Genomic DNA, 19,481 nt, shown 5'->3' on the forward strand with positions numbered 1-19,481 from the left:
GAATCAAGAGGATAGACATGGCCGCCGAAACAGGGGCCGCCCACGCCTTAAAACTGATGGCCGACGGGATCGTGCATGAGCTGGACGGCCGGTTGACACCGGCGATGGCGGACGTTCTGTGGACGTCGGGCGGACAGTTGCGGCATACGGCCGATGTACTACGGACTGGCGATGCACTTTCCATGGGTAACCTCGACGCACATCAGCTCGATTTTACGAATGGTTCCGCGATGGCGCATCGTTCAACACCTAGCGACCATTTTGAGTGGTTTCACCAAGCATCGTCTGCCCAACAAACTAATAGTGACATCGACAAATGCCTCGTCATGGTCAACCCTGGCTTCGATCGACACGATCCACAGTGGGCCAACAACTGTGCTGTTGTAGCGACCACGTATGAGCTGCGCAGACGGGGCGAAGATGTGATCGCCGGGCCGGCACCACTCACAGTTAGGTCCGGAGTCCCACACGTGGTCACGGAGATGGCTTGGGGACGTGGATTCACAACGGTGATGAGCAGAGAGCGCCTGCTGACTGCGTTCTCTGAACCTGGCTCACGAGGGATTGTTATTGCGGATTGGCCGCCCGAGCACCGACTCGATCGCGGAGCATCTCATCTTTTCAATGTTGAGCACGTGCATGGTGCAGGTGTTCGTTTCGTGGACGGTCAGCCTAACCCGCCGTTGGTCGATGCCAGTGAGCATGTGCGCAATGCTGCAGCTCTGAGATATCTACGCGTAGATGACCTGCGGGCACCCCTTCCCTCGACGGTCGCTGACCTTGGCATCCAGTACCGCGGAACCGAGGGAGGGCTGTAAAAGTGAACTGTGCCGCCTGTGATCGATCCTGACCACGCGATCCTGATCTCCATACCGCAAGTCCCCAGTGGTGATGGTCGCGTCCATTGGGTCGGTTTTCGGTACAACGAGTTCCTAGAAGAGTTCACCTTCGGTCATGCCTGAGTATTGAAAGAGGCGTTATCGTCTACCTGGGTGCCCTCGACCGTCGAGGCAAAGTGGCCCAGGGCCGGAATCTGACGTTCTTGGTCGTCAATGGTGGGGACCGTCAGAGTTTTGCAACTCGATCCTGGTTGTGAAGTCTTCCACCCGAGTTGCCTTCCCATTGCTGGCGAATCCGTACACCAGGGTGTAGGCGAGGATGTCGGCATGGCTTCGGTCGATGACGAGTCGCAGATCTCGGCGCTGGTCAGCGCGTTCTGGACGAAGCGAGCGGTTCCCCGTGAGATGGCCGCCTTGATGTGTGCTGACGAAGCCGAGCAATTCCTGGACGCGGTGTCCTATCCGCACGACGTGGGCCATGCTGACGGTGAGTCGATTGACGCGCCTGATTTCGAGCTATCGGGCATCCGCGTCTTCGGAGACATCGCCCTCGCGCGAATCACCCATACATCTGGCAGGTTCGCGACTCTCTTCTTCCGGCGTGAAACCGGGAGATGGACCGTATGCGCCGACGCGGATGGGGATCTGTCGTTGGAACAACACGAAGACAACGTGTGGCCGGCGATGCCCGCGGAAGCGACTCGACTGATGCGCACTGTTGATGGACTGCGGCGCACGCCGATCGGGCAGCTCACGACCGAGGATGTTCGTTGTCTCCTACAGCAGAACGAAGGCATCGATGTCCTACTCCCGCGTGCGGTGATCCAGTTGAAAAGGGACCCTCTCGCCGAGGGTGACCTTTTTCCTGGCGACCTGCTCGTCACGACACTACGGGTAGGGCGTGGGCACTGGATACAGGATCCGATCACGGTCCAGCAGATGAAAATCGTCATCGGTAAAGTCCGGGATCTGGGTGACCTGACCGAACGTGGTGCACCACATGAAGAAATCTGGAAATGCGTGACGGATATTCTGACCGAATTGCCCGACCGTGAGCCGGACAGCGTGACCGACGTCTACAGGTCTCCGGTCAGGTTTGGTGACAGGGTGGCCGAATCGATCGGAGCCCTGCAAGCGGAGCACGTTTTCCGAACATAGGACCGCTTTGATCCGGCGGTGCAATCTGGATCTAATCGCCGAGAACTACAACGACCTACTTTGTTCGGCAGGTCGCTTAGGTTCGGGCACGCCACCGCGTCGGTGCTGGTGGGCAAACTGCCCCGCCCCGACTCGACAGAACACCCTCGCGGCGGCGTTGAAGGAGTGCGAGGCCACGTGACGTACCGCCTACGCCGCCCACCATCTGTCCGATCCTGCCTACTGCGGCGGATCGCCGCCTGTTGCACGAGGGGTATCCGGTGCACGCCCTCAACGGGACCTGCATCGCGCCCACGAAGGCATGCTCCGGGCACGGCACCTCGTGACTCGGCCGAACAGGCGTGGTATCTGACACTCGCCACGAGGTCATGGCTTGGGCGACAGAGTAATTCGGCTTGGCGCTGGACCCGATGCGACGGTCCGAGCGCCGGATCGATGACGAAGCGCTGACACACCTTTCCCCGGCGCACAGCGAGAGGGTGAACTTCGTCGGCGCCATCGAAGACCGGGGTACCGGCTGCCGGCCCGGGGACGCGCTGTTCTGACACGGAATTCGCGGAGCCGGCTATATGAGCTACCACGCGTCGAGCCCGCGTTGTTCTGACCCAACTACCCTACGGCCGATCGCCGCTCGAGGTGAATACTAGCGGCGGGACGGGAATGGGTGGCAGCAGCCTGATCGATCTCCGGGACTGCGACCGCGCCCGGTTCTGCCGTCACATGTGCTCGTAAACGGCGACCTGGCTCAGGGTGCACGAGGGTAATGCGAATTGGAAGGTCACTGCTCTGCGATCGTGCCGGATCCGGAAGGAGACGACCCCGCCCGGAGGTATCCGCGGGTCGGCGGAGATGACGCCGGTGGATAGGTCGAGCTGAGCGTCGATATCCGTTCTGGTGATTAGAGCACTCTCGCCGACGTCGAGCACTACCAGGCTGGTCGAACGCTCACCCGGTTCAACCGGTCCACGGAAAGACACCATCGAGAATGGTCCGGCTGCGAAGCTTCCTCCCAATTCGGGCACACCTTCGCCTGCACCGGTAACCTCGCGCAACTCGACAGAGCACGCTCGAGCGACACCCCCTGGCGTGTAGTCACCACGAATCGCCAGCAAGCGACCCACGATACGACAGACCTCACCAGCAAGGCAGGAGGTCACGCCAGTCTCCCATCAGCCGAAAACCACGGCGCCACGTCCGTTGCCCAAGGTAACGGCTCGAACCACTCTCCGTACCGATCACCAGCTCCACGGCCCGCGCCTTCAAGTTGGTCCCACAGCTGATAATAGAACTTACCGTAGTATTGCGTGTATGTTTCGCCGGTGGTGTTCACGGTCCTGGCACCTAAGTATTTTGCGATCTCGCCCCTGGCTACATGCCTAGATATATATCCGTGCTCGTACCTCTCATAAACATCCCCATAATTGTAATCGGGGTAAATGTCGGGTCCGCCATTGTTGAGTATCTCTTTCCGTACATCCAAGGCGGTCAGCTCAGCTTCACCTTCGCTTCGGATTTGGCAGCGGTACTGCGCTTGCACCCACTCTATCCTGGTCATTCCTTCCCGGTAGAACAGATCTTCCAGGCCTGGATGTTTCTCGACTAACCGCGCATGGCCGACCTCGTGGGCAAGTGCATACACCACCCTGTAGGAACCCTTGCGCGCGTAGCCAGGGTCGAGGATTATTCGGCGGGCGGCGGTATCGCAAAATATCCCTTTTCCTTCCTCGCCATAGGTAATTTTCCATTTTCCGGTCGGTGAAGCCTGCAGGTCGCGGATCGCGGTCGAGAGCGTGGGTGACAGGGCGACGAACTCGTCGACATCTTTGCCGAGTCCGGTCCGGACTGGTGTCTTTGGTGTCGGGCCGGTGCGCGTTCCATGTTCGGGCGCTTGCGGCCCTCCACCTGCTTGTTCGATCTCACGCTTGCCAAGGTGGTCGGCGTGAACCTCCTCATCGACATCTCGCTTGACAGAACGAGCCGCGTTCCTGTCCAGTTCCGCGGCCCCTCCGGCTCCTCTGCTGGTCAGGCGAGTCAGATGGTGCACAATCCCGGCCAAGGCCCGGGTGATGCTGTTGCTCAATCGAGCCTCACCACTGCGGCAGGTGCATGCTCAGGGCACCTGCTACCGCCCTGTTCCGTCGTGATCGTGGCCTGCTTCAATTCATCGGGTTCCAAATTTCTTGCGCGGCGAAAGATTCCATGGCGTGGCTGGTGGCTGGTACAAGTGCGTTCCATCCCGGCGGACAGTGCTAGTAGCAGTACCGCCACCCGCCCCATCCCCTCATCTGCGGTATCGATCGGCGCCGGATCGGCCAGCGAATCTACGCCGATACTCTGCTCACGCAGATCATGGATTAGGTTCAACACCTCTCGCAGATTGCGACCCGACCGGTCCAGGGTGTGCATCACGATACGATCCCCGGCCAGGTGTAGGCCGCAAGCCTTCTCACCGGTAGCGATCGACGCGACGATTGCTGTCGGCGGCACCTATACACCTGTCTGGTTGACGACGAAGCAGCGTTCTGAGTCGCCGTCGAAGATAAGCCCGGCGCTGGCGATCGAACCCCGCTTGCGGTTTACGAGTTGGCTGGGTCGACTCGCTGTGTGAAACGTCGCGTGGAAGTCGACGCGTTGACTGAGCGCTAACGTCGTTCCAGAATATGTGACACCGATCCTCTTTCCGGACCGGCAGGCGTACCCCAGGTGCTGAAACAGAATGGATGGCCCGCAGGGTCGAGCAGCACTCTGAAAACGTCAGGTTCCGGTTGCCAATCCGCTAGCTTCGCCCCTGCCGTCATGGCCTCCGCCTGTGCCTGATCCAGGTCCGCTGCGCTGAAATCTAGGTGGCATTGCTGAGGAATTTCATTCGTTGGCCAGGTCGAGGCCCGGTATTCAACGTCCAGCTGAAACCCCAGGCTCACCCCGCTGTCCAAGTAGAGGTGTGTAAACTGAGCGTCCGACGACACGATACGGCCCCCACAAATACTTCTGTAGAAGCGCGCAAGCGCCCCAGGATTCGGGCAGTCCAGGGTTGCACCCCGCAGTGTGTATGCCATCAGGCGATGCTACTCGGGGCAGCAAATCTGGACTGCCCCCAGCGCTGGCATTGCGGCCCTTCATACGTAAGGTCAGCTCATCGACTTTCCGCGGTTGGATGCCTGTGCGAATCTGGTCAGCGCGATAACGCGACCAATACGATCGCTGTGTCCTCAACGCGTCCGCCTTGGCGCGGACTTCGACATCACGCTCGCGCCGGAGGACGCCGAATGCCTCAAACGCCTCGCCAAGGACTGATGAACTGCGACGTACGCCGATCGGCCAGCTCACCATCGAGGATGTTCGTTGTAGCCGCTCAGCTTCGTAGCGGCTGTACTAGCGACCGACGACAGAGATCGGCTGCGGCCGAGTGCGCGAGCCGCCTGGAGAGTGGCCGGGATGCCGGTGTCAGCGCGCCCGGCGCCGACCTATCGGACCTTCGCTTGCAGGACTACGCAAGTGGATTGCTCAGGATGTATGAAGCGTTGGATGGCTCGCAGGCAGCAAGTCCGGACTGTCCCAGAGGTGGGATTCTTGGCCTTCATGCTCAAGGCAAGCTCGTCGTCTTTCCGCCGCTGAGCCCCTGCGCGGATCTGTTCATCACCACCCGGCCCGAATATTCCCGTTCAAACCGGTCATTGACGCGATCTTGTTGGCGGATGCCCTGGCTCTAGCCGAGCATCATCGATGAACGCGGCACGGACGAGGTGTCGCATCCCGCGGTGAGCCTATGGCAGACAACGCCGTCCGCAGATCCTTGTGTGAGAACACGAGCTAGAAGATGTCACTGTTCGGATCGAATCGCGCAGTGATCTCGGGATCTCCGGCGTCGAACCGCCGCACGAGTTCGGTCATCGCATCGTGAAAGAGCTCTTCCAATACCGACTGCTCGCATCCCCTCGGCCCGGGAATCGAGGCGATGACAATGATTTTCGCCGGAGTCCACCGTGTTCCTCGGTGTGAACATGAGCCGACGAACGGAACAAGGTCAGCGCGGTAGCAGTCCTCCTGGTAGCTGAACCAGGTAGTGAGCTCGACGCAGGGCTGGGACATCGCCTCCTCAAGAGTGGAAAGCTGCCAACACGCAGTTTTGCGTGTGATATTGCCGAGTGCGAAAACTGGTGTGGCGTACGGTCCACGACGGTCGAAGCTGTCGGGGACTGTCGGAGTCGGCATCGCTCTCTCCCTCCTGCCGTGGCCGGATCGACGACAGGATGGCTTGCCGCTGCAAGGACGGATCCTGCACTGATGGTGATGGCTACGGCCTTGGCCGTTGTCCCTACGACGAACCAAAGTTCTGACGTTGCCCAGGACGCGCCTGCGAATGAGGTATCCCCGTTGCCGGCCACGCCGCCGCCCTCGGGCGCATATATGGTGCGATTCGAGCGTTACAGCCCGTATTTCACCCGCAGCGCGGACTTCGGGCTCACGCTGCGGCCGATGGATTTCTACTGGCTCGTTTACCCCTTCAGCGTGGAAGACCTAACCGACTTAGCATATTTCTTCCAGGATATGAACCTGTCCGAATATCTGGTCAACGCGGCGACCTGGGTCGAGCCGTTGAACAAGGAGATCACGTTATGGCGGCAGGGATGGGGCGGACCAGCCGCGCCTGGAACTTTTGCACAGCGGCGACCGGTGGACCGTCCATGACTCGCGGTTCGGCACCGAGACACGCTATGAGATTGATGCCGCAACAGTCGCTTTGCTGCGGCGATTGTCATCCCCAGCCCGCCTGGAGCGAGTGGCCGGGGAGTTGAGCCTCGATAGTGGACTGCTCGCCGACCGGTTCCAGTTGCTGCGCGACCGTCGGATCTTGTTCGAAGAGGAAGGCAAGGTGATGAGTCTGGTCGTCATCGACGAGACGGCGCAGGCGGGTTCCGTACTCAGTATCCCGGGCTGACCTGCCGAGTGCGCCCGGAACGATCGGATTTGAAGATGTAGGCCTGGTGGCGGTAGGAGGGGTCGACGGTGAGCAGCACCATTTTGTCGGTGCGCAGCCAGCGTTCCACCCGCGCCTTTTAGCGGCACGCTCATCATTCCGATCCCTGGCGCACCCGAACCGGTCTTGCCGGGCAACCTTCCTGCAGCGCTGCCAGGCCCCCGTGTCCGCACAGCCGGGACCACCACCAGCTTCCGCATTCGAAGCCTCTGCGCTTCCACGTCGGGACAGAGCGCCGTTGAACCCGAGCTATTTGGCGACGACGTCGATAACGCGATCGGGCTCATCGGTGGCGGGTCGGTCCTTCGCATCGAACACACCATTCCCGATGCGATCGCCCACGTCGGGGAGGACCACACGGTGACCGTGCGCTTGGGCGACCCTCGCGTGGGCTGGACCGGTGACTGCGGGCCCGAGATCGCCGCCGTCGTTAGCGAAGGAACCGGAGGAAAAGGAAACCTCGGCCGCAAGGTCTGCAAACGCCACGGCCGAGGTCTCTCTTCAGATCCGATTTCAACTCGCGATTTCAACAACAGTCGGAATCGCCTTCGGCTCAAGCACTATATTCATGATCATGCAGATCGTGAATATAGCCCTGAGCCGCCGAGAGGCAAGCCGTCCGGATAACAGCCGGGCGGTCCCCCCGCGGGCAACAGTTGATGATCGGACAGCTTCCAGGACTGCACGTTCGAGCAACACTTCCCACCCACGAACTGGGGGCAACGCCGCGTTCCCCTGAAGGATCACACAGATACCGGCTGGCCCGGGGATGCTGATGGCTCCCCTGCGACGGACTGCAATATGTCCCACACGTTGGCGTAACACGCACCACACCCCGACAAGTGTGCGTAGCATCTGTTCTGCGATCGAGGGGAGCAGTATGCGTTCCGAAGGTGATACCTGGGATGTAGTCAGCAGAGTCGGAAGGACTGCGTTGTTCGTCGCGGCCTCGCGTGCTGCTGAGTCCAAGCAGGCTGATGCGCTGATTCAGGATGAATTCGCTGCGTTGTTCGTCGAGGGGTCCGGCGATCCGGACACGATTCGGCTGATCAACGATCCGGAACTGTGGGCGCAGAGTTCGCTGAGTACCGGATTCATCGGACTGCGTAGCAAGTTCTTCGACGATCACTTTCTCGCCGCGGCCGGGAACGGGGTGCGGCAGGCGGTGATCCTGGCCGCCGGTTTGGACGCGCGCGCCTATCGCCTGGACTGGCCGCTGGGCATGGTGGTCTTCGAGATCGACCAGTTGAAGGTGCTGGAGTTCAAGCGCGAGGTCCTCACAGACGTAGATGCCACTCCTAAAGCTGATCGTCAGGATGTTGTCGTCGACCTGCGCGAGGACTGGCCTTCCGCGCTCATCGACGCTGGCTTCGATCCGGACGTGCCGACGGTGTGGTCCGCCGAGGGTTTGCTGATGTATCTGCCTGGTGCGGCGCAGGACGCACTGTTCGCGCGGATAGATGAGCTCTCCGCTCCGGGCAGCAGGATGGCTAGCGACGCCGTCGAGATTGGCGACGATTTCAGGATGCTCGCCGAGCAGCAGGCGCAGCAGCTCCGGGACACTCAGGTCGACCTCACTGAGCTGTTTTATACAGACGATCGGTTGGATCCGGCCGAGTGGCTCACAGCGCAAGGCTGGAGGGCGGCCATCGCGTCGTCCGATGAACTCGCTGAACGATACGGTCGGCCACTCACCGCAGGACGGGACGCGCTCGGCCAATTGGTCAACAAGATCAAATACCTGTCTGCGGTGAAACAGTCCTGATCGGAGCTGCGGTGCTGGGTTGTCTCTCTTCGGCTTTGGCTACCGTCGACGGATGCGCAGCTGCCTCGTTGAGCCGTCTCGAACAGTAGAAAGCGCCGATCGGGGTCGGGCCCGCTGATCGGTGAAGTCCACCCGAAAGGGTGGTAGTGGATTGGGCGTGGTCGGCGGAGACTGGGGTGGGAAGTCGATCTGCTAGGGAGGGAGATAGGCATGAGCGGGCTGCCCGGAATCCGTCGCGGGGTAACAGAGGTGATCGGCAAAGTCTCAGGGGGTAGCCGTGCGATCGGCAGGGGAGCCCGTGGCGCCGGAGCCCCAGGCGGTTCCGCGCCGATTGCCATGGCGCCGAACCGGTTACCTGTGCTAGGGCATGCGTTATCACTGCTGCGTGACCCGCTCGGGTTCATGGCGGGGTTGCCTGCCCATGGAGACCTGGTGGGTATCGGCCTGGGACCTGTGACCGCGGTGGTGGTCTGTGACCTTGATCTGACACGCGAGGTGCTGCTGCACGACAAGCTTTTCGACAAGGGCGGGGCGGTATACGACAGCGGACGAGATTTGGTGGGAGAGGGTTTGGCGACGTGCCCGCATGCGAAGCATCGCCGGCAACGGCGTCTGTTGCAACCAGCGTTCAATGCGAAACGCATTGCCGGGTACGTGCCGGTGATGGCACAGAAGATCGCCGAGCTGGTCGACTCCTGGGAAGACGGGCAGGTCGTTGATGTGAAGGCACAGCTGCATGCCTTTGCTGGGCAGGTGATCGCAGCGACGTTGTTCGACGGGGCGATTTCCAATGCTACGCAGGAGCGGCTGATCCGCGATGTCGAGGCGGTTTTCGCCGGAGTCGTGCGGCAGGTGATGATGCCGGCGTGGTTGCGCCGGTTGCCGATCCCGGGCAATCGGACCTGCATAGAGGCAGCTGCCGATGCGCGCACCATCCTGGAGGATCTGGTGGCAAAGCGCCGCGCCGAGGGGATTGATCGTGGTGATCTGTTCTCGGCGGTGGTATTCGCCCGCGACAGTGAGGGGGGTGGGCAGTTGAGTGACGACGAAATCATCGATCAAGTCCTCACCTTCTTTTTCGCAGGCACTGACACGGCTGCTGCGACGTTGGCATGGGCGTTGATCATGCTCGACGAGCATCCCGAATTCGCCGAGCGTCTGCATGCCGAGGTGGACACTGTTCTGGCTGGGCGTTCCGTTGGTCTCGATGATCTACCGAGCCTGCAATTCACCGGACAGGTGATCACAGAAGTCCTGCGTCTGCGCCCACCGGGTTGGTTGCAGACTCGGATCCTGACCGAGGACACCGAGCTGGGCGGGTACTTGCTGGCTGCCGGCACCACCGTCATCTACAGTTCGTATACGATCCAGCATCGCGCTGATCTGTATCCCGACCCCGAAACGTTCAACCCCGACCGATTCGATCCCAAGCTCAGCACACCACCGCCGCGTAATGCGTTGCTGCCGTTCGCCACTGGTGCCCGCAAGTGCATAGGCGACCAATTCGCGCTGGCCGAGTCGACGCTAGCGTTGGCGACCATCGCCGCTCGCTGGCAGTTGCAGACCATTCCCGGTACCGATACCAGGCCCACCCCGGCTGTTGTGCCCCAGCCTCGGCAGCTGCGGATGAAAGCGACCGCGCGTACACCGCAGACCGTCCAATCGCAAGGAACCGCGCACAAGGTCTGACCCAATCCCGACCTTCTACGGCAATCAAGAAGCAAACGGCCGTGTGGGTGAAGGAGCCGTTCGAGTCGAGCATCCGTGGACGCCGATCCGAGCATCACTGTCTGCGTTGATGTTTGCTGATTTATCCGATGAACTGACGTACTCCGTGGTATTCTCTTCGGTTCGCCGCACTATGGGCACAGAGGAGACCGCGGCCGTGGATACAGTCGATCGAGGGCAATCGCAAGTTGCGAGCAGTCGCGTCGTGCGCCCTGAGATGTACACGCCCTGGGGTGATCCGCCGTGGGGCGCACGTACCTCCGATCCTGGACGATCGTGAGCCCTGTCCAGACGGCAGTTCATAGGCAAATTGCAGCGCCTCGGACTGTGGCGCCGGCTGTAGCGGATCGGCGAGTCGATGCACAGGTCGTAGTCCATGCCCGAGTCATCGGGGCCTGACGTGCGTATACCCAGGCCAGTGCGTGGAAAGGGGGCACACAGTTATGGCCGATAAGTCGGGCCGCCGTGGACGGGGCAATGGCCGTCGTGGGCGCGTAGATGTCAGCCCCCCGGAGTTGTCCGTAGCGTTGCGGCAAATCCGCGACCATCGAAGTATGTCGCGGGCTGTGGCCTACTTTAATTGCAATAAGAAGATCTCCCTCGGCTACATCTACGAACTCGAGAAGGGGGCATACACGCCCAGTCAGGACAAGCTCGAGAGCCTGATCGACGGCTACGGCCTGGATAAGAATCAGGCTCGCTACTTGCAGGACCTGCGTATGCCGCCGCAAGATCTCACGCCGGATGAGGAACTGCGGCAACGGGTAAGAACCGAGGCATGGTTCTCTGCGCATCTGCAAGATCTGCAGAGCCGCGGCATGCCGGCCGCTTACCTGACTCCACTTTTCACCGTAATCGCATGCAACGACCTGCTGCGATCGGTGTTGCCGGGCATCGATGAAGCAGGCTCGATCCTGCTGTGGATGTTCTCCCCGGCTGCGAAGGAACTATGCGCCGAATGGGAGGTGGAAGCGCCCCGTGCGGTGGCGACGGCAAAGGGTGTGCTTGCCCGCTACCGCGATACCGAACAGGCAAAGGCCCTCCTACGTACACTCAGTGGTAACAGTGACTTTCGTCAGTTTTGGGTCGAAAACATCGACGTCAGTTACGAGCGCGACAGCACTGATCTGAAGTACTTCCGCGTTCCAGGGAGCGATGCAGTGGTGGGGTACAGCGTGACGTTGACGGCAGTGCCGGGAACCTCAGACATGGTGGTGCTCAATGTGATTCGTAAAGAGGGGCGCGCCCCGCGCACTTTGCAGCGGAGTAGGAGAGCAGGTCAGTCCTCGGAATAGGGGCTGACTGCTGGCGGTCGTCGGTGATCTCCCCGGGGTGGTATCTCTCTACGGCTGCGGTTTACGCCCTTCGCAGGGGGACGTGATCCCGCGGACCGATCGGCCTTCGATGCGCGAGTCTTGGCGGATTTGTTTGAGGGCCTGCATATTTCGATCGCGACGCGGATATCGCTGGCGGTGAGGAACCAGGTGCGGCCCGCCTGGTGTCCCGGAAAACGCCCAGATTTGAGCTGTTCGGTATACCAGCGTACAGATTTCCGTAAGGCGCGAGCGCCTGCTGACACCGGAAACGTGTCCTCAAGAATCCTAGGATCGGACATGTTCGTGTGTTCGTGGCTGCGATTTCGCGTCATATCGGTGATCCTTATCATCAGCGTCGGTATAGGTCGGTCCCATTATGGAATGGGCCTTCATAAGTTGGCTACGGCGCGGCGAGGTGACGAGATACCAGCGCGTGGCGCGTAGGGGCCGATAACTTGGGGGCTTCCGGTGACAAGAACCGTTGGGAGCGGGGCTTGCCGACGGGTTACTGGATTCTCGATAGCCTCGATCCGAGGCTGCCGGGGCGCCGACCCAGATCTGTGGATCAGGAGAGGCGATGTGTTGCATCGTTTTTGGGGAAGCCGACGTAGAGTAGGACGCTGCGTGACTGAGGAGAGTGGCTGAAGGCGTAAGGGGTCACAACCTTGGTGACCGGATCCCGCAGCCGGAGCAGATCGTTGGTGTCACGGCCGTAGGAGATGGTGATGTTTGCGGCCCACCGGTTGCGGTACTCCTTGTTGTTCCTCAGGTGCCGTAGCAGGTCTTGGCTTTGCCGGGCGTCGCGGTAGCGGCCGAGGGCACCTTTGGTGGCTGCGACGCCATGATCGGCTTCGCGGGGCCATTCGACAACCACCTCCTTGGCTTGAGGACTGAACAGCCACACCGGATACGATCCCATGTCTTCGTCTTCGACACCGGGCATTGCGGTCCGGAATAGGTTGTTGCAAGCCAGGATAGACGCCATCGGGTCGACGTAGGCACCCAGAACACCCAGGTCTTCGAGGTCGCGCAGATGGGCCATTTGCGCAGCGTTGGTGGTGACACGGTGACGGAGATCGTGTGAGGATTCGAGGGTTTCAGACGGCACACGGAGTTGCTGGAGATGTCTGGCCTGCGCGCTGTCAAGGTTGTAGCCCTTGATGATCTGGTCGAGAACCTCGATGCTCGGCATTTTGTTCTGCATTTCGATCTGGAACAACCACGACGTCGCGACACCGAAGGTTTTGCACGCGACCTCCCGCGACATGCGACGGCCCTCGCGGAAATGACGGCAAGCGGTGCCCAACGTCGGGATGCGCGGCTGACGCCACGGCTTGTTGGGTAGAAGGATCGGATCCCAGACCATGCTGCGGAGGCCCCCTGTTCGGTGTCTTCCGCCGTGAGGCGGACGACGATACGCTATTCGATTGCCCCCTGGATGGATGGTTTGTTCCTACCAGATCGGCTACGACCCGGCAAGAACTGCCGCCTGGAAGTTGGCAGAAGGTTCGCTGCCTGGGATATCTGGAGGACGTCTCGCTCTGCATCGATGAACTCCGAAACCATGCTTCGGCAGAATTGTGTTTCATAGTCGTAGTGTCAAATGGGCTCTATAGGCGCTGGTAGAGAGTGGTTTCGCCAAGTGACACTATTACTGGTAACAGAAATGAGATGGATGCAAAGGCTGGTCCTCAAGGTGCTTCCGGAGTTTGGATAAGAGTGCTCGTCCAAACCGATTGAGAGGAAGCTGAATTGGACCCCTTTGTGATTCTGGGTTGGGTCAACGCCGGATTGTCTTTGCTCAGCAACGGATTGTCCGTTGCTTATCAAGCGCTTGCGTTGATCCTTCCTTTCATCTGACATACACGCCCTGAGAAGCGGCGGGCCTCCCGGGAGCATTCGCGACTGGGAGGTGCGGGCGGCGCCATTGCGTCGCATTCGCCTACTAATCCCCATTCCAACCTTCAGGACGAAGGGTGTATTCGCCATGCCCCCATCAAGGAAACGCTCGAGCGTGGGCAGCCGCAGTCCCCGTCACAGCAAGGGCCTACCGGCCGGCCGGAATGCGCTGACCAACAACAGCATTCGCGGCAGCCGGGTGATCCTGGCCGGTGCGGTGCCGCTCGCTATGGTCCTCGCGGTCGCGGGTCCAGCTGGTGCGGTGACCTCACCAGCAGTGATTGCCGACCAGCCGGGTGTGACCAGTCCGTCACAACCAGGGACAACCGCCCCACCGCCGCCTCCTCCGCCGGCTCCGGCGCCGGAACCACCGTCGGCACCCACGGTTTACTACTCGCAGCCCCCAGAGGTGCGCAACGGAACCTCCGCCCGGCCGGCTCCACCGGTCGACGAGCCGGTGGAACCCATTCGAATCGAAGAACTGCACTTGCCCGAACCGGTTGCTCCCGTGGCACCAATCGAGGCCCCGGAGAACATGATTCGGATCGGGCAATGGCAGACCCCGCGCCCGGACTGGCTTCCCCCAGACTGCGCGGACACTATCAACACCACTGCCGCCGGCGCCGAGGCCCAGCTCGCGACAGCGCTGGACTCGATCGGTATCGAGGCCGGACGTTCGGACCGTGTCGGCGGCGCGACGCTGGCCGGCGCGGGTATCGGCGGCGTGGCAGGCGCGGCGATCGCCGGTGTCCCGGTCGGCGCCGCGGGCGCGGTGGTCGGCGGACTGATCGGCGGCACGATCGGCGGTATCGCCGGAGCCGCCCTGGGCACCGTCATCCCCGTACCGGTCATCGGCACAGTCACGTCCGGAGTCGCGGGCACCGCCCTCGGCGCGGCGGCTGGAGCAGCGGCAGGAGCCGCAGTCGTCGGTATCCCGGCCGCCGTCGTCGGTGCGGTCGCCGGAGGCACGGTCGGCGCGGGTTTCGGAGCAGGGGTGGGGGTTGGGCAACCATGACCACCCGTGCGGTGAAAAAGCGCAGTACGGCGTCGGCAGTGGCGGTGGTGGCAGTTATCGGAGCTGCCGCCGCGATGACCGCGGCGGCGAGTTCGGCGGTGCCGATCGGGCCAGGATGTCCTGCCTTGTACGTGCTGGGAGTCCAAGGGACCGGGCAGTCCTCACCAGGGGCGGATCCGCTGGCCGACAACGGAATGCTCGGCTCGCTGCTGGCTCCGGTACTTGCCGCTGTCCCGGATCTGGTGCAGCGCAGCTATATCGGCTATCCCGCAGGTTTCGGTGGTGCTGTCCCCGGTGGCGGGTCGTCGCCATATGCGGTGTCGGTCGCCGAGGCCCGCCGCCAGCTCGACGCGGCGGTGACCCAGATCGCCGAAACCTGCCCGGCAACCATGATCGCCGGCATCGGATACTCCCAAGGCGCTCAAGCGATATCGAGCTTCGCCGCCGACGTCGGCGCCGGCGCGGGGCCGATCGCGCCGGAGCGGATCGCGGGCATCGCGCTGTACTCGAGCCCGGACCGCGCCCCGGACGCCCCGACCTTTCCTGGCCGGCCCGGCCAGATCACACCGGACCCGGCGCCAGGCACCAGCGGTGGCGCGGTCTCGGGCGTGCAGATCACCAACCCACCCGCCGGTGGCGCCGGAATCGCCGACGGCCACACCAGCTACGGCGCACTGACCGGCCGCGTCGCTGACATCTGCACCGACGGCGACCTGGCCTGCTCGGCACCGGACCGGGCGACGCTGCTGCGGGTCGGCGCGGAAGTCGCCGCCCAGGCCGATCTGCGCGACCCCCTCACCGCGCTGGGCTCACTGCAAGCGGTGTTCTCCGCGGCACTCGGTGATGCCTGGACCACGGTCGTTCTCACAGATTTTCAGGTCGGCGGCGGCAATGTCGACTACGTCCCGCAGTTGTCTCTGGCCGACCGGCTGATCGAAGCCGCCGACCCGCGCCTGTCGGCACCGGCCGAGCGAGGTGCTGCCGAGGCCCGGTGGAACGAGATCACCGCCACGATCGCGGCGAATCCGATCGCGTTGCTGCCCAAGCTCGCCGGTCAACTCTCCACAGCCTGGGGGCAACTCGTCGCCGACAACGCCGACTTGGTCAACCCCGCGGTGTGGCTGCGTTACGCCGACACCGTCGCCCGCCACACCGGCTACGCCGCCAGCGGCCAACTCAACTCGGGCATCGCCTGGATGATCGCCCTCGCCCACGACATCGCCGGGAGCAGATGATGAGCACACCCACTACACGCGACGACTTCTACAGCGGCAGAGTCGGATTCGAGCACCTACCGGGCACGATCTTGCGCCGACGAGCGGTGCAGGTGCCGGGGCTGGACGGCGCCGGGCGCGCCTGGCAGATCGTCTACGCCACCCGCACCGGCTTCGGCGCACCGCTTCCGGCCTCGGGAATCGTGATCACCCCCGCGACCAACGAGATAGCCGGCGCCGGCCCAACCCTGCTGTACTGCCCGCGTTTCCATGGCCTCGCGGGGCCGTGCGCGCCGTCGCAGCTGCTGGCGCGCGGGGAGGAGCCCGAAGCCGGATTCATCAGCGCCGGGTTGCAGCGCGGATGGACCGTCGCGGTGCCCGACGGTCCGGGGTTGGGCATGACCGACCTGGGCCCCTATCAGTTCCTGGCCGGGCATGCGGGCGCGCGAGCTGTGTTGGATCTGGCGCGCGCGGTACGCGCTATGCCAGGACTGGAGGCAAGCGAGAGCCCGTGTGCGGTGTGGGGATTCGGTGATGGTGGCCGTACGGCGATCTGGGCGGGGGAGACCCACCCGGACTATGCGGCGGAGCTGGATCTGCGCGGTGTGGCCGCCGGTGCCGTGGTCGCCGATCCCGGCGCGCTGATCTCCGAGATCGACGGCGGTCCGTGGGCGGGGCTCGCGCTGGCCGGGTTGATCGGGCTCGGGCGCGCCTACCGGCACCTGCCGGTCGACCACATCCTGCTCGAATCCGGGCGCGAGGTCATCAAGCGGGCATCGAAGCTGGACGCGGTCGATATCCAGGTCGACTACCGCCACCAGCCGCTGGGCCAGTGGTGCGAACGACCCGACCCCTGGAACGACGCGATGTGGCGCTACGTCACGTCCAACGAGCAAAGCGCCCGTGTGGCACCACGAGTGCCGGTGCACCTTTACCACGGCACGCAGGACGCCCTCGTTCCCGTCGCGATGGGACGAGAACTCTTCGCCGCCTACCGCACACTCGGTGTCGACCTGAGCTGGCGCGAGTACCACAACAGCCACCTCGGTGCCGCCGCTGACGGAGCCGGCGAAGCGATCTCGCGCCTGGCCAGCTATCTGCAACGACGCCCCACCTCATCCGGCGCCGCGACGACGTCCGCGTCCTCTGCGCCCGAGACCACCTGAATCGCCTGCCCGCACCCACCGCAACCCCCCGGCGAGGGTGCGGGCAGGCCCCCTCACCAACCCTCCCAAGGAGGTGAAACACCATGCACAACACCGTGAACCCCGGGACCGTCACGTCCACCCGACTGCGGGTGATCGCGACAGCCGTGGTGGTGTTCGCTGTCTGCGGTCTCGGGACGGGCGCGGTCTCCGCAGCGCCGGACACGAGTGTGCCGATCGGTCCGAAGTGCCCCGCCCTGTATGTGTTCGGGGTTCAGGGTGGTGACGAATCGAGCCCGGATGCCCAACTCAGCAGCGACAGCGGCGCGCTGGGCCAGATGTTCGCACCGCTGGCGGCGAAGGCAGGGGAGGCGGTCCAGCGCTCCTACATCCTCTTCGGCCGCGACGGCAACGGCACCGCCCTGACCTACGACGACGCGGTCACCACCACGGCGCAACGGCTCGAAGACGCCGCCGCCGAACTCGTACGCCGCTGCCCGGCAACCAAACTCGCCGCCGCCGGCTACGCCCAAGGCGCACCGGCGGTGTCGCGATTCGCCCAGCACGTCGGTGCCGGGTCGGCCCCGATCGCACCCGACCAGGTCGCGGGAATCGCGTTGCTGGCCAACCCCACTCGCTCAGCGAACTCACCCGTACTGCCCGGTCGTTCTCGAGCTGGCGGGCCCGCGGCCGCACCCGGTACGGCAGGGCAGCAGACAACGAGCGTCGCGTTGAACAACCCGGCACTGACCGGCGCCGGCATCACCGCCGCATCACCGTCGAGTTATGGGGCGCTGACCGGTCGGATCGCCGATCTGTGCGTGGCGGGCGACGCTACCTGCGACGCTCCCATCGGTGGGTCGCTGGCGACGACGGTCGCCAACATCGCGGCCCGCTCGGATCTGCATGACCCGATCGCGGCGATTTCCTCTGTCGCCGAGGCATTGTCGGCGACAGCGTTCACCACCGCGGTCGATGTGGTCAACGAAGACCTCCACGGCACCAGCCTCGACCAGCTGTCCTACGAGCCCGCCAAACCGCTCGGTCAGCGCTTGGCCGAGGCCTCCCAGCCGGACGCCACACCGCCAGGCCCGCATGACGCGCTGGCGGCGCTGATGAAGCTGGGCACGATCGGGCTGAACGCGGTGATCTCGGTCGCGCAGAAGGTGATCACCCCCCAAACCATCGGCGAACTCGCGGTCGTCGGCATGGCCAACCCATGGGCCGCGGTCGCGGCCCTCGGCGCGAAAGTCGCCGACGCGGTCGTCGAGCTCGTGCCGCCACAAACCGCGAGCCGCTGGATCAACGCCGCGTTCGAGGCGGTCACCAGCACCGTCACCGACCAGCGAGAGCTCTACAGCGTGGCCAGCTCGGCCCAATACAGCTCCACCACCGGCCGCCACGGCTCCTACCAGAGCGCACCGGCCACCCCGACCGGCAGTTCACCGCTGGCCGCGACCGCCGAATGGTTCACCGCCTTGGCCCACGACCTCGCCCACACCACACCCGCGCTCACCGCGCCGCAACCCCAGACCAGCACCACCACCGCGCCATCGACAACCAGTGGTGGTCGTTAAACCCCTTCGGGCGCACCGGATCAGCCGACGACCCCACCTCTTCCCGTCGCCTGATTCTCTCCCCGGCCCTGCGCCCGGAGGGCCCCTCAAACCTCACATTCACCAGCCATCAGCGAAGGAGGCGAACCGCTCATGCCCAGCACCCATACCCCGCACGACCACCAGATCGAACACGGCTGGGGATGGCTGCACCCGACCCGACCCGCTGCCGTACAACCGCTCTCGCCCACCCCCGTCGACGGCGACGGCATCGCCGCCGGGTCGGAATGGCAATGGATCAACCCCGACACCGAACCACCGGCACCTGAGGTCGAATCACCGAACCGGTTGCGGCGCTGGTGGATAGGGATCGCGATTACCGCCGTGCTGAGCACTGCCGGCGCCGGAATCTGGGTCGGCGTCATCGCCGGAGGCCCGGACACGTCCACCGCGCTGCCCACGGCAACCGCCGCACCACCGACCTCCGCGACAGCCACTATCGCTGCCGCCTGCACCGGCTTGTCCGGGACAACGGTCACCGACAAGGCCGGCGACACCGCCAGCCTCACCGGAGTGATCGCGGCATTCGAATTCGCCTACTACGTCCAACGCGACGCCGCGGCGGCCCTGGCGTTGGTCGCCCCTGGGGCCGGACTGGTCCTCGAGGGTCTCGCGGCCGGAATCGCGTCGATCCCGCCCGGCACCACGCACTGCGTCGCGATCACTCCGATCACCGACAGCACCGCCGCGGAGGTGCACCTGGTCGAACGCCACCCCGACGGCACCCGCCTGGACTACCTGCAACTGATCAACGTCGCGGCCGACGAACACGGCACCGTGATCACCAACATCCAGAAGCGGGGCTGAA

The 19,481-nt window shown here is 63.5% G+C and carries 18 protein-coding genes and 1 pseudogene; 13 read left to right on the forward strand and 6 right to left on the reverse strand.

Annotated elements, in window-relative coordinates:
• The first annotated feature begins 17 nt into the window (after positions 1–17).
• The 3 genes and pseudogenes from ACFYO1_RS02690 to ACFYO1_RS02700 form a co-directional block, all read left to right on the forward strand.
• Complete coding sequence (locus ACFYO1_RS02690) at positions 18–818, forward strand: toxin glutamine deamidase domain-containing protein (RefSeq protein WP_387226466.1); 801 nt, start codon at positions 18–20, stop codon at positions 816–818.
• 438 nt (positions 819–1,256) lie between these two features.
• Positions 1,257–1,997 (forward strand): contact-dependent growth inhibition system immunity protein, encoded by a 741-nt coding sequence (locus ACFYO1_RS02695; RefSeq protein WP_387231659.1) that lies wholly within the window; start codon positions 1,257–1,259, stop codon positions 1,995–1,997.
• A pseudogene (locus ACFYO1_RS02700) lies at positions 1,979–2,500 on the forward strand (Tn3 family transposase); the annotation flags it as partial. The gene ACFYO1_RS02695 and the pseudogene ACFYO1_RS02700, both read left to right, overlap by 19 nt.
• Positions 2,501–3,150: 650 nt before the next feature.
• On the opposite strand, the gene ACFYO1_RS02705 reads toward ACFYO1_RS02700, so the two are convergent.
• The 4 genes from ACFYO1_RS02705 to ACFYO1_RS02720 form a co-directional block, all read right to left on the reverse strand.
• Positions 3,151–4,077 (reverse strand): hypothetical protein, encoded by a 927-nt coding sequence (locus tag ACFYO1_RS02705; protein WP_387226467.1) that lies wholly within the window; start codon positions 4,075–4,077, stop codon positions 3,151–3,153.
• A complete protein-coding gene (locus ACFYO1_RS02710; protein WP_387226469.1) occupies positions 4,074–4,484 on the reverse strand; it encodes a recombinase family protein in 411 nt (136 codons plus the stop codon). Before ACFYO1_RS02710 ends, ACFYO1_RS02705 begins: the two co-directional genes overlap by 4 nt.
• Before the next feature lie 155 nt (positions 4,485–4,639).
• Positions 4,640–5,053 (reverse strand): VOC family protein, encoded by a 414-nt coding sequence (locus ACFYO1_RS02715; protein ID WP_387226471.1) that lies wholly within the window; start codon positions 5,051–5,053, stop codon positions 4,640–4,642.
• A gap of 754 nt (positions 5,054–5,807) precedes the next feature.
• Positions 5,808–6,209, reverse strand: a complete 402-nt coding sequence (locus ACFYO1_RS02720; protein WP_387226473.1) for a hypothetical protein — start codon at positions 6,207–6,209, stop codon at positions 5,808–5,810.
• 162 nt (positions 6,210–6,371) lie between these two features.
• On the opposite strand from ACFYO1_RS02720, the gene ACFYO1_RS02725 reads away from it, so the two are divergent.
• Together ACFYO1_RS02725 and ACFYO1_RS02730 are read left to right on the forward strand one after the other, a co-directional pair.
• Positions 6,372–6,686, forward strand: coding sequence for a hypothetical protein (locus ACFYO1_RS02725; RefSeq protein ID WP_387226474.1), 315 nt, complete (start codon positions 6,372–6,374; stop codon positions 6,684–6,686).
• A gap of 64 nt (positions 6,687–6,750) precedes the next feature.
• Positions 6,751–6,936 (forward strand): hypothetical protein, encoded by a 186-nt coding sequence (locus tag ACFYO1_RS02730; RefSeq protein ID WP_387226476.1) that lies wholly within the window; start codon positions 6,751–6,753, stop codon positions 6,934–6,936.
• On the opposite strand, the gene ACFYO1_RS02735 is transcribed toward ACFYO1_RS02730, so the two are convergent.
• Positions 6,920–7,045: a hypothetical protein gene (locus ACFYO1_RS02735; protein WP_387226477.1), complete on the reverse strand. Its 126-nt coding sequence runs from the start codon at positions 7,043–7,045 to the stop codon at positions 6,920–6,922. The two genes, ACFYO1_RS02730 and ACFYO1_RS02735, sit on opposite strands and share 17 nt — an antisense overlap.
• Positions 7,046–7,855: 810 nt before the next feature.
• Between ACFYO1_RS02735 and ACFYO1_RS02740 the strand changes: the two genes are divergently transcribed.
• From ACFYO1_RS02740 to ACFYO1_RS02750, 3 genes are all read left to right on the forward strand, one after another.
• On the forward strand, positions 7,856–8,740 hold the full coding sequence (locus tag ACFYO1_RS02740) for a class I SAM-dependent methyltransferase (RefSeq protein ID WP_387226478.1): 885 nt from the start codon (positions 7,856–7,858) through the stop codon (positions 8,738–8,740).
• A gap of 210 nt (positions 8,741–8,950) precedes the next feature.
• Positions 8,951–10,429, forward strand: a complete 1,479-nt coding sequence (locus ACFYO1_RS02745) for a cytochrome P450 (protein ID WP_387226479.1) — start codon at positions 8,951–8,953, stop codon at positions 10,427–10,429.
• 593 nt (positions 10,430–11,022) lie between these two features.
• Entirely contained in the window at positions 11,023–11,763 is a 741-nt protein-coding gene (locus ACFYO1_RS02750) for a hypothetical protein (protein WP_387226481.1), read from the forward strand.
• Positions 11,764–12,349: 586 nt separating this feature from the next.
• Here the strand turns inward: ACFYO1_RS02750 and ACFYO1_RS02755 are convergent.
• Positions 12,350–13,150, reverse strand: a complete 801-nt coding sequence (locus tag ACFYO1_RS02755; RefSeq protein ID WP_387226483.1) for a hypothetical protein — start codon at positions 13,148–13,150, stop codon at positions 12,350–12,352.
• 1,041 nt (positions 13,151–14,191) lie between these two features.
• Here ACFYO1_RS02755 and ACFYO1_RS02760 point away from each other — a divergent pair.
• The 5 genes from ACFYO1_RS02760 (at position 14,192) to ACFYO1_RS02780 (ending at position 19,480) form a co-directional block, all read left to right on the forward strand.
• Positions 14,192–14,698, forward strand: coding sequence for a hypothetical protein (locus ACFYO1_RS02760; RefSeq protein WP_387226485.1), 507 nt, complete (start codon positions 14,192–14,194; stop codon positions 14,696–14,698).
• On the forward strand, positions 14,695–15,933 hold the full coding sequence (locus ACFYO1_RS02765; protein ID WP_387226487.1) for a cutinase family protein: 1,239 nt from the start codon (positions 14,695–14,697) through the stop codon (positions 15,931–15,933). Before ACFYO1_RS02760 ends, ACFYO1_RS02765 begins: the two co-directional genes overlap by 4 nt.
• Positions 15,933–17,078, forward strand: a complete 1,146-nt coding sequence (locus tag ACFYO1_RS02770; RefSeq protein ID WP_387226489.1) for a lipase family protein — start codon at positions 15,933–15,935, stop codon at positions 17,076–17,078. Before ACFYO1_RS02765 ends, ACFYO1_RS02770 begins: the two co-directional genes overlap by 1 nt.
• Positions 17,079–17,161: 83 nt before the next feature.
• Entirely contained in the window at positions 17,162–18,634 is a 1,473-nt protein-coding gene (locus ACFYO1_RS02775; RefSeq protein ID WP_387226491.1) for a cutinase family protein, read from the forward strand.
• A gap of 132 nt (positions 18,635–18,766) precedes the next feature.
• Positions 18,767–19,480, forward strand: a complete 714-nt coding sequence (locus ACFYO1_RS02780; protein WP_387226493.1) for a hypothetical protein — start codon at positions 18,767–18,769, stop codon at positions 19,478–19,480.
• The last annotated feature ends 1 nt before the right edge of the window (position 19,481 follow it).

The sequence above is a fragment of the Nocardia sp. NPDC006044 genome (assembly GCF_042871115.1).
In the GTDB taxonomy this organism is placed as follows: domain Bacteria; phylum Actinomycetota; class Actinomycetes; order Mycobacteriales; family Mycobacteriaceae; genus Nocardia.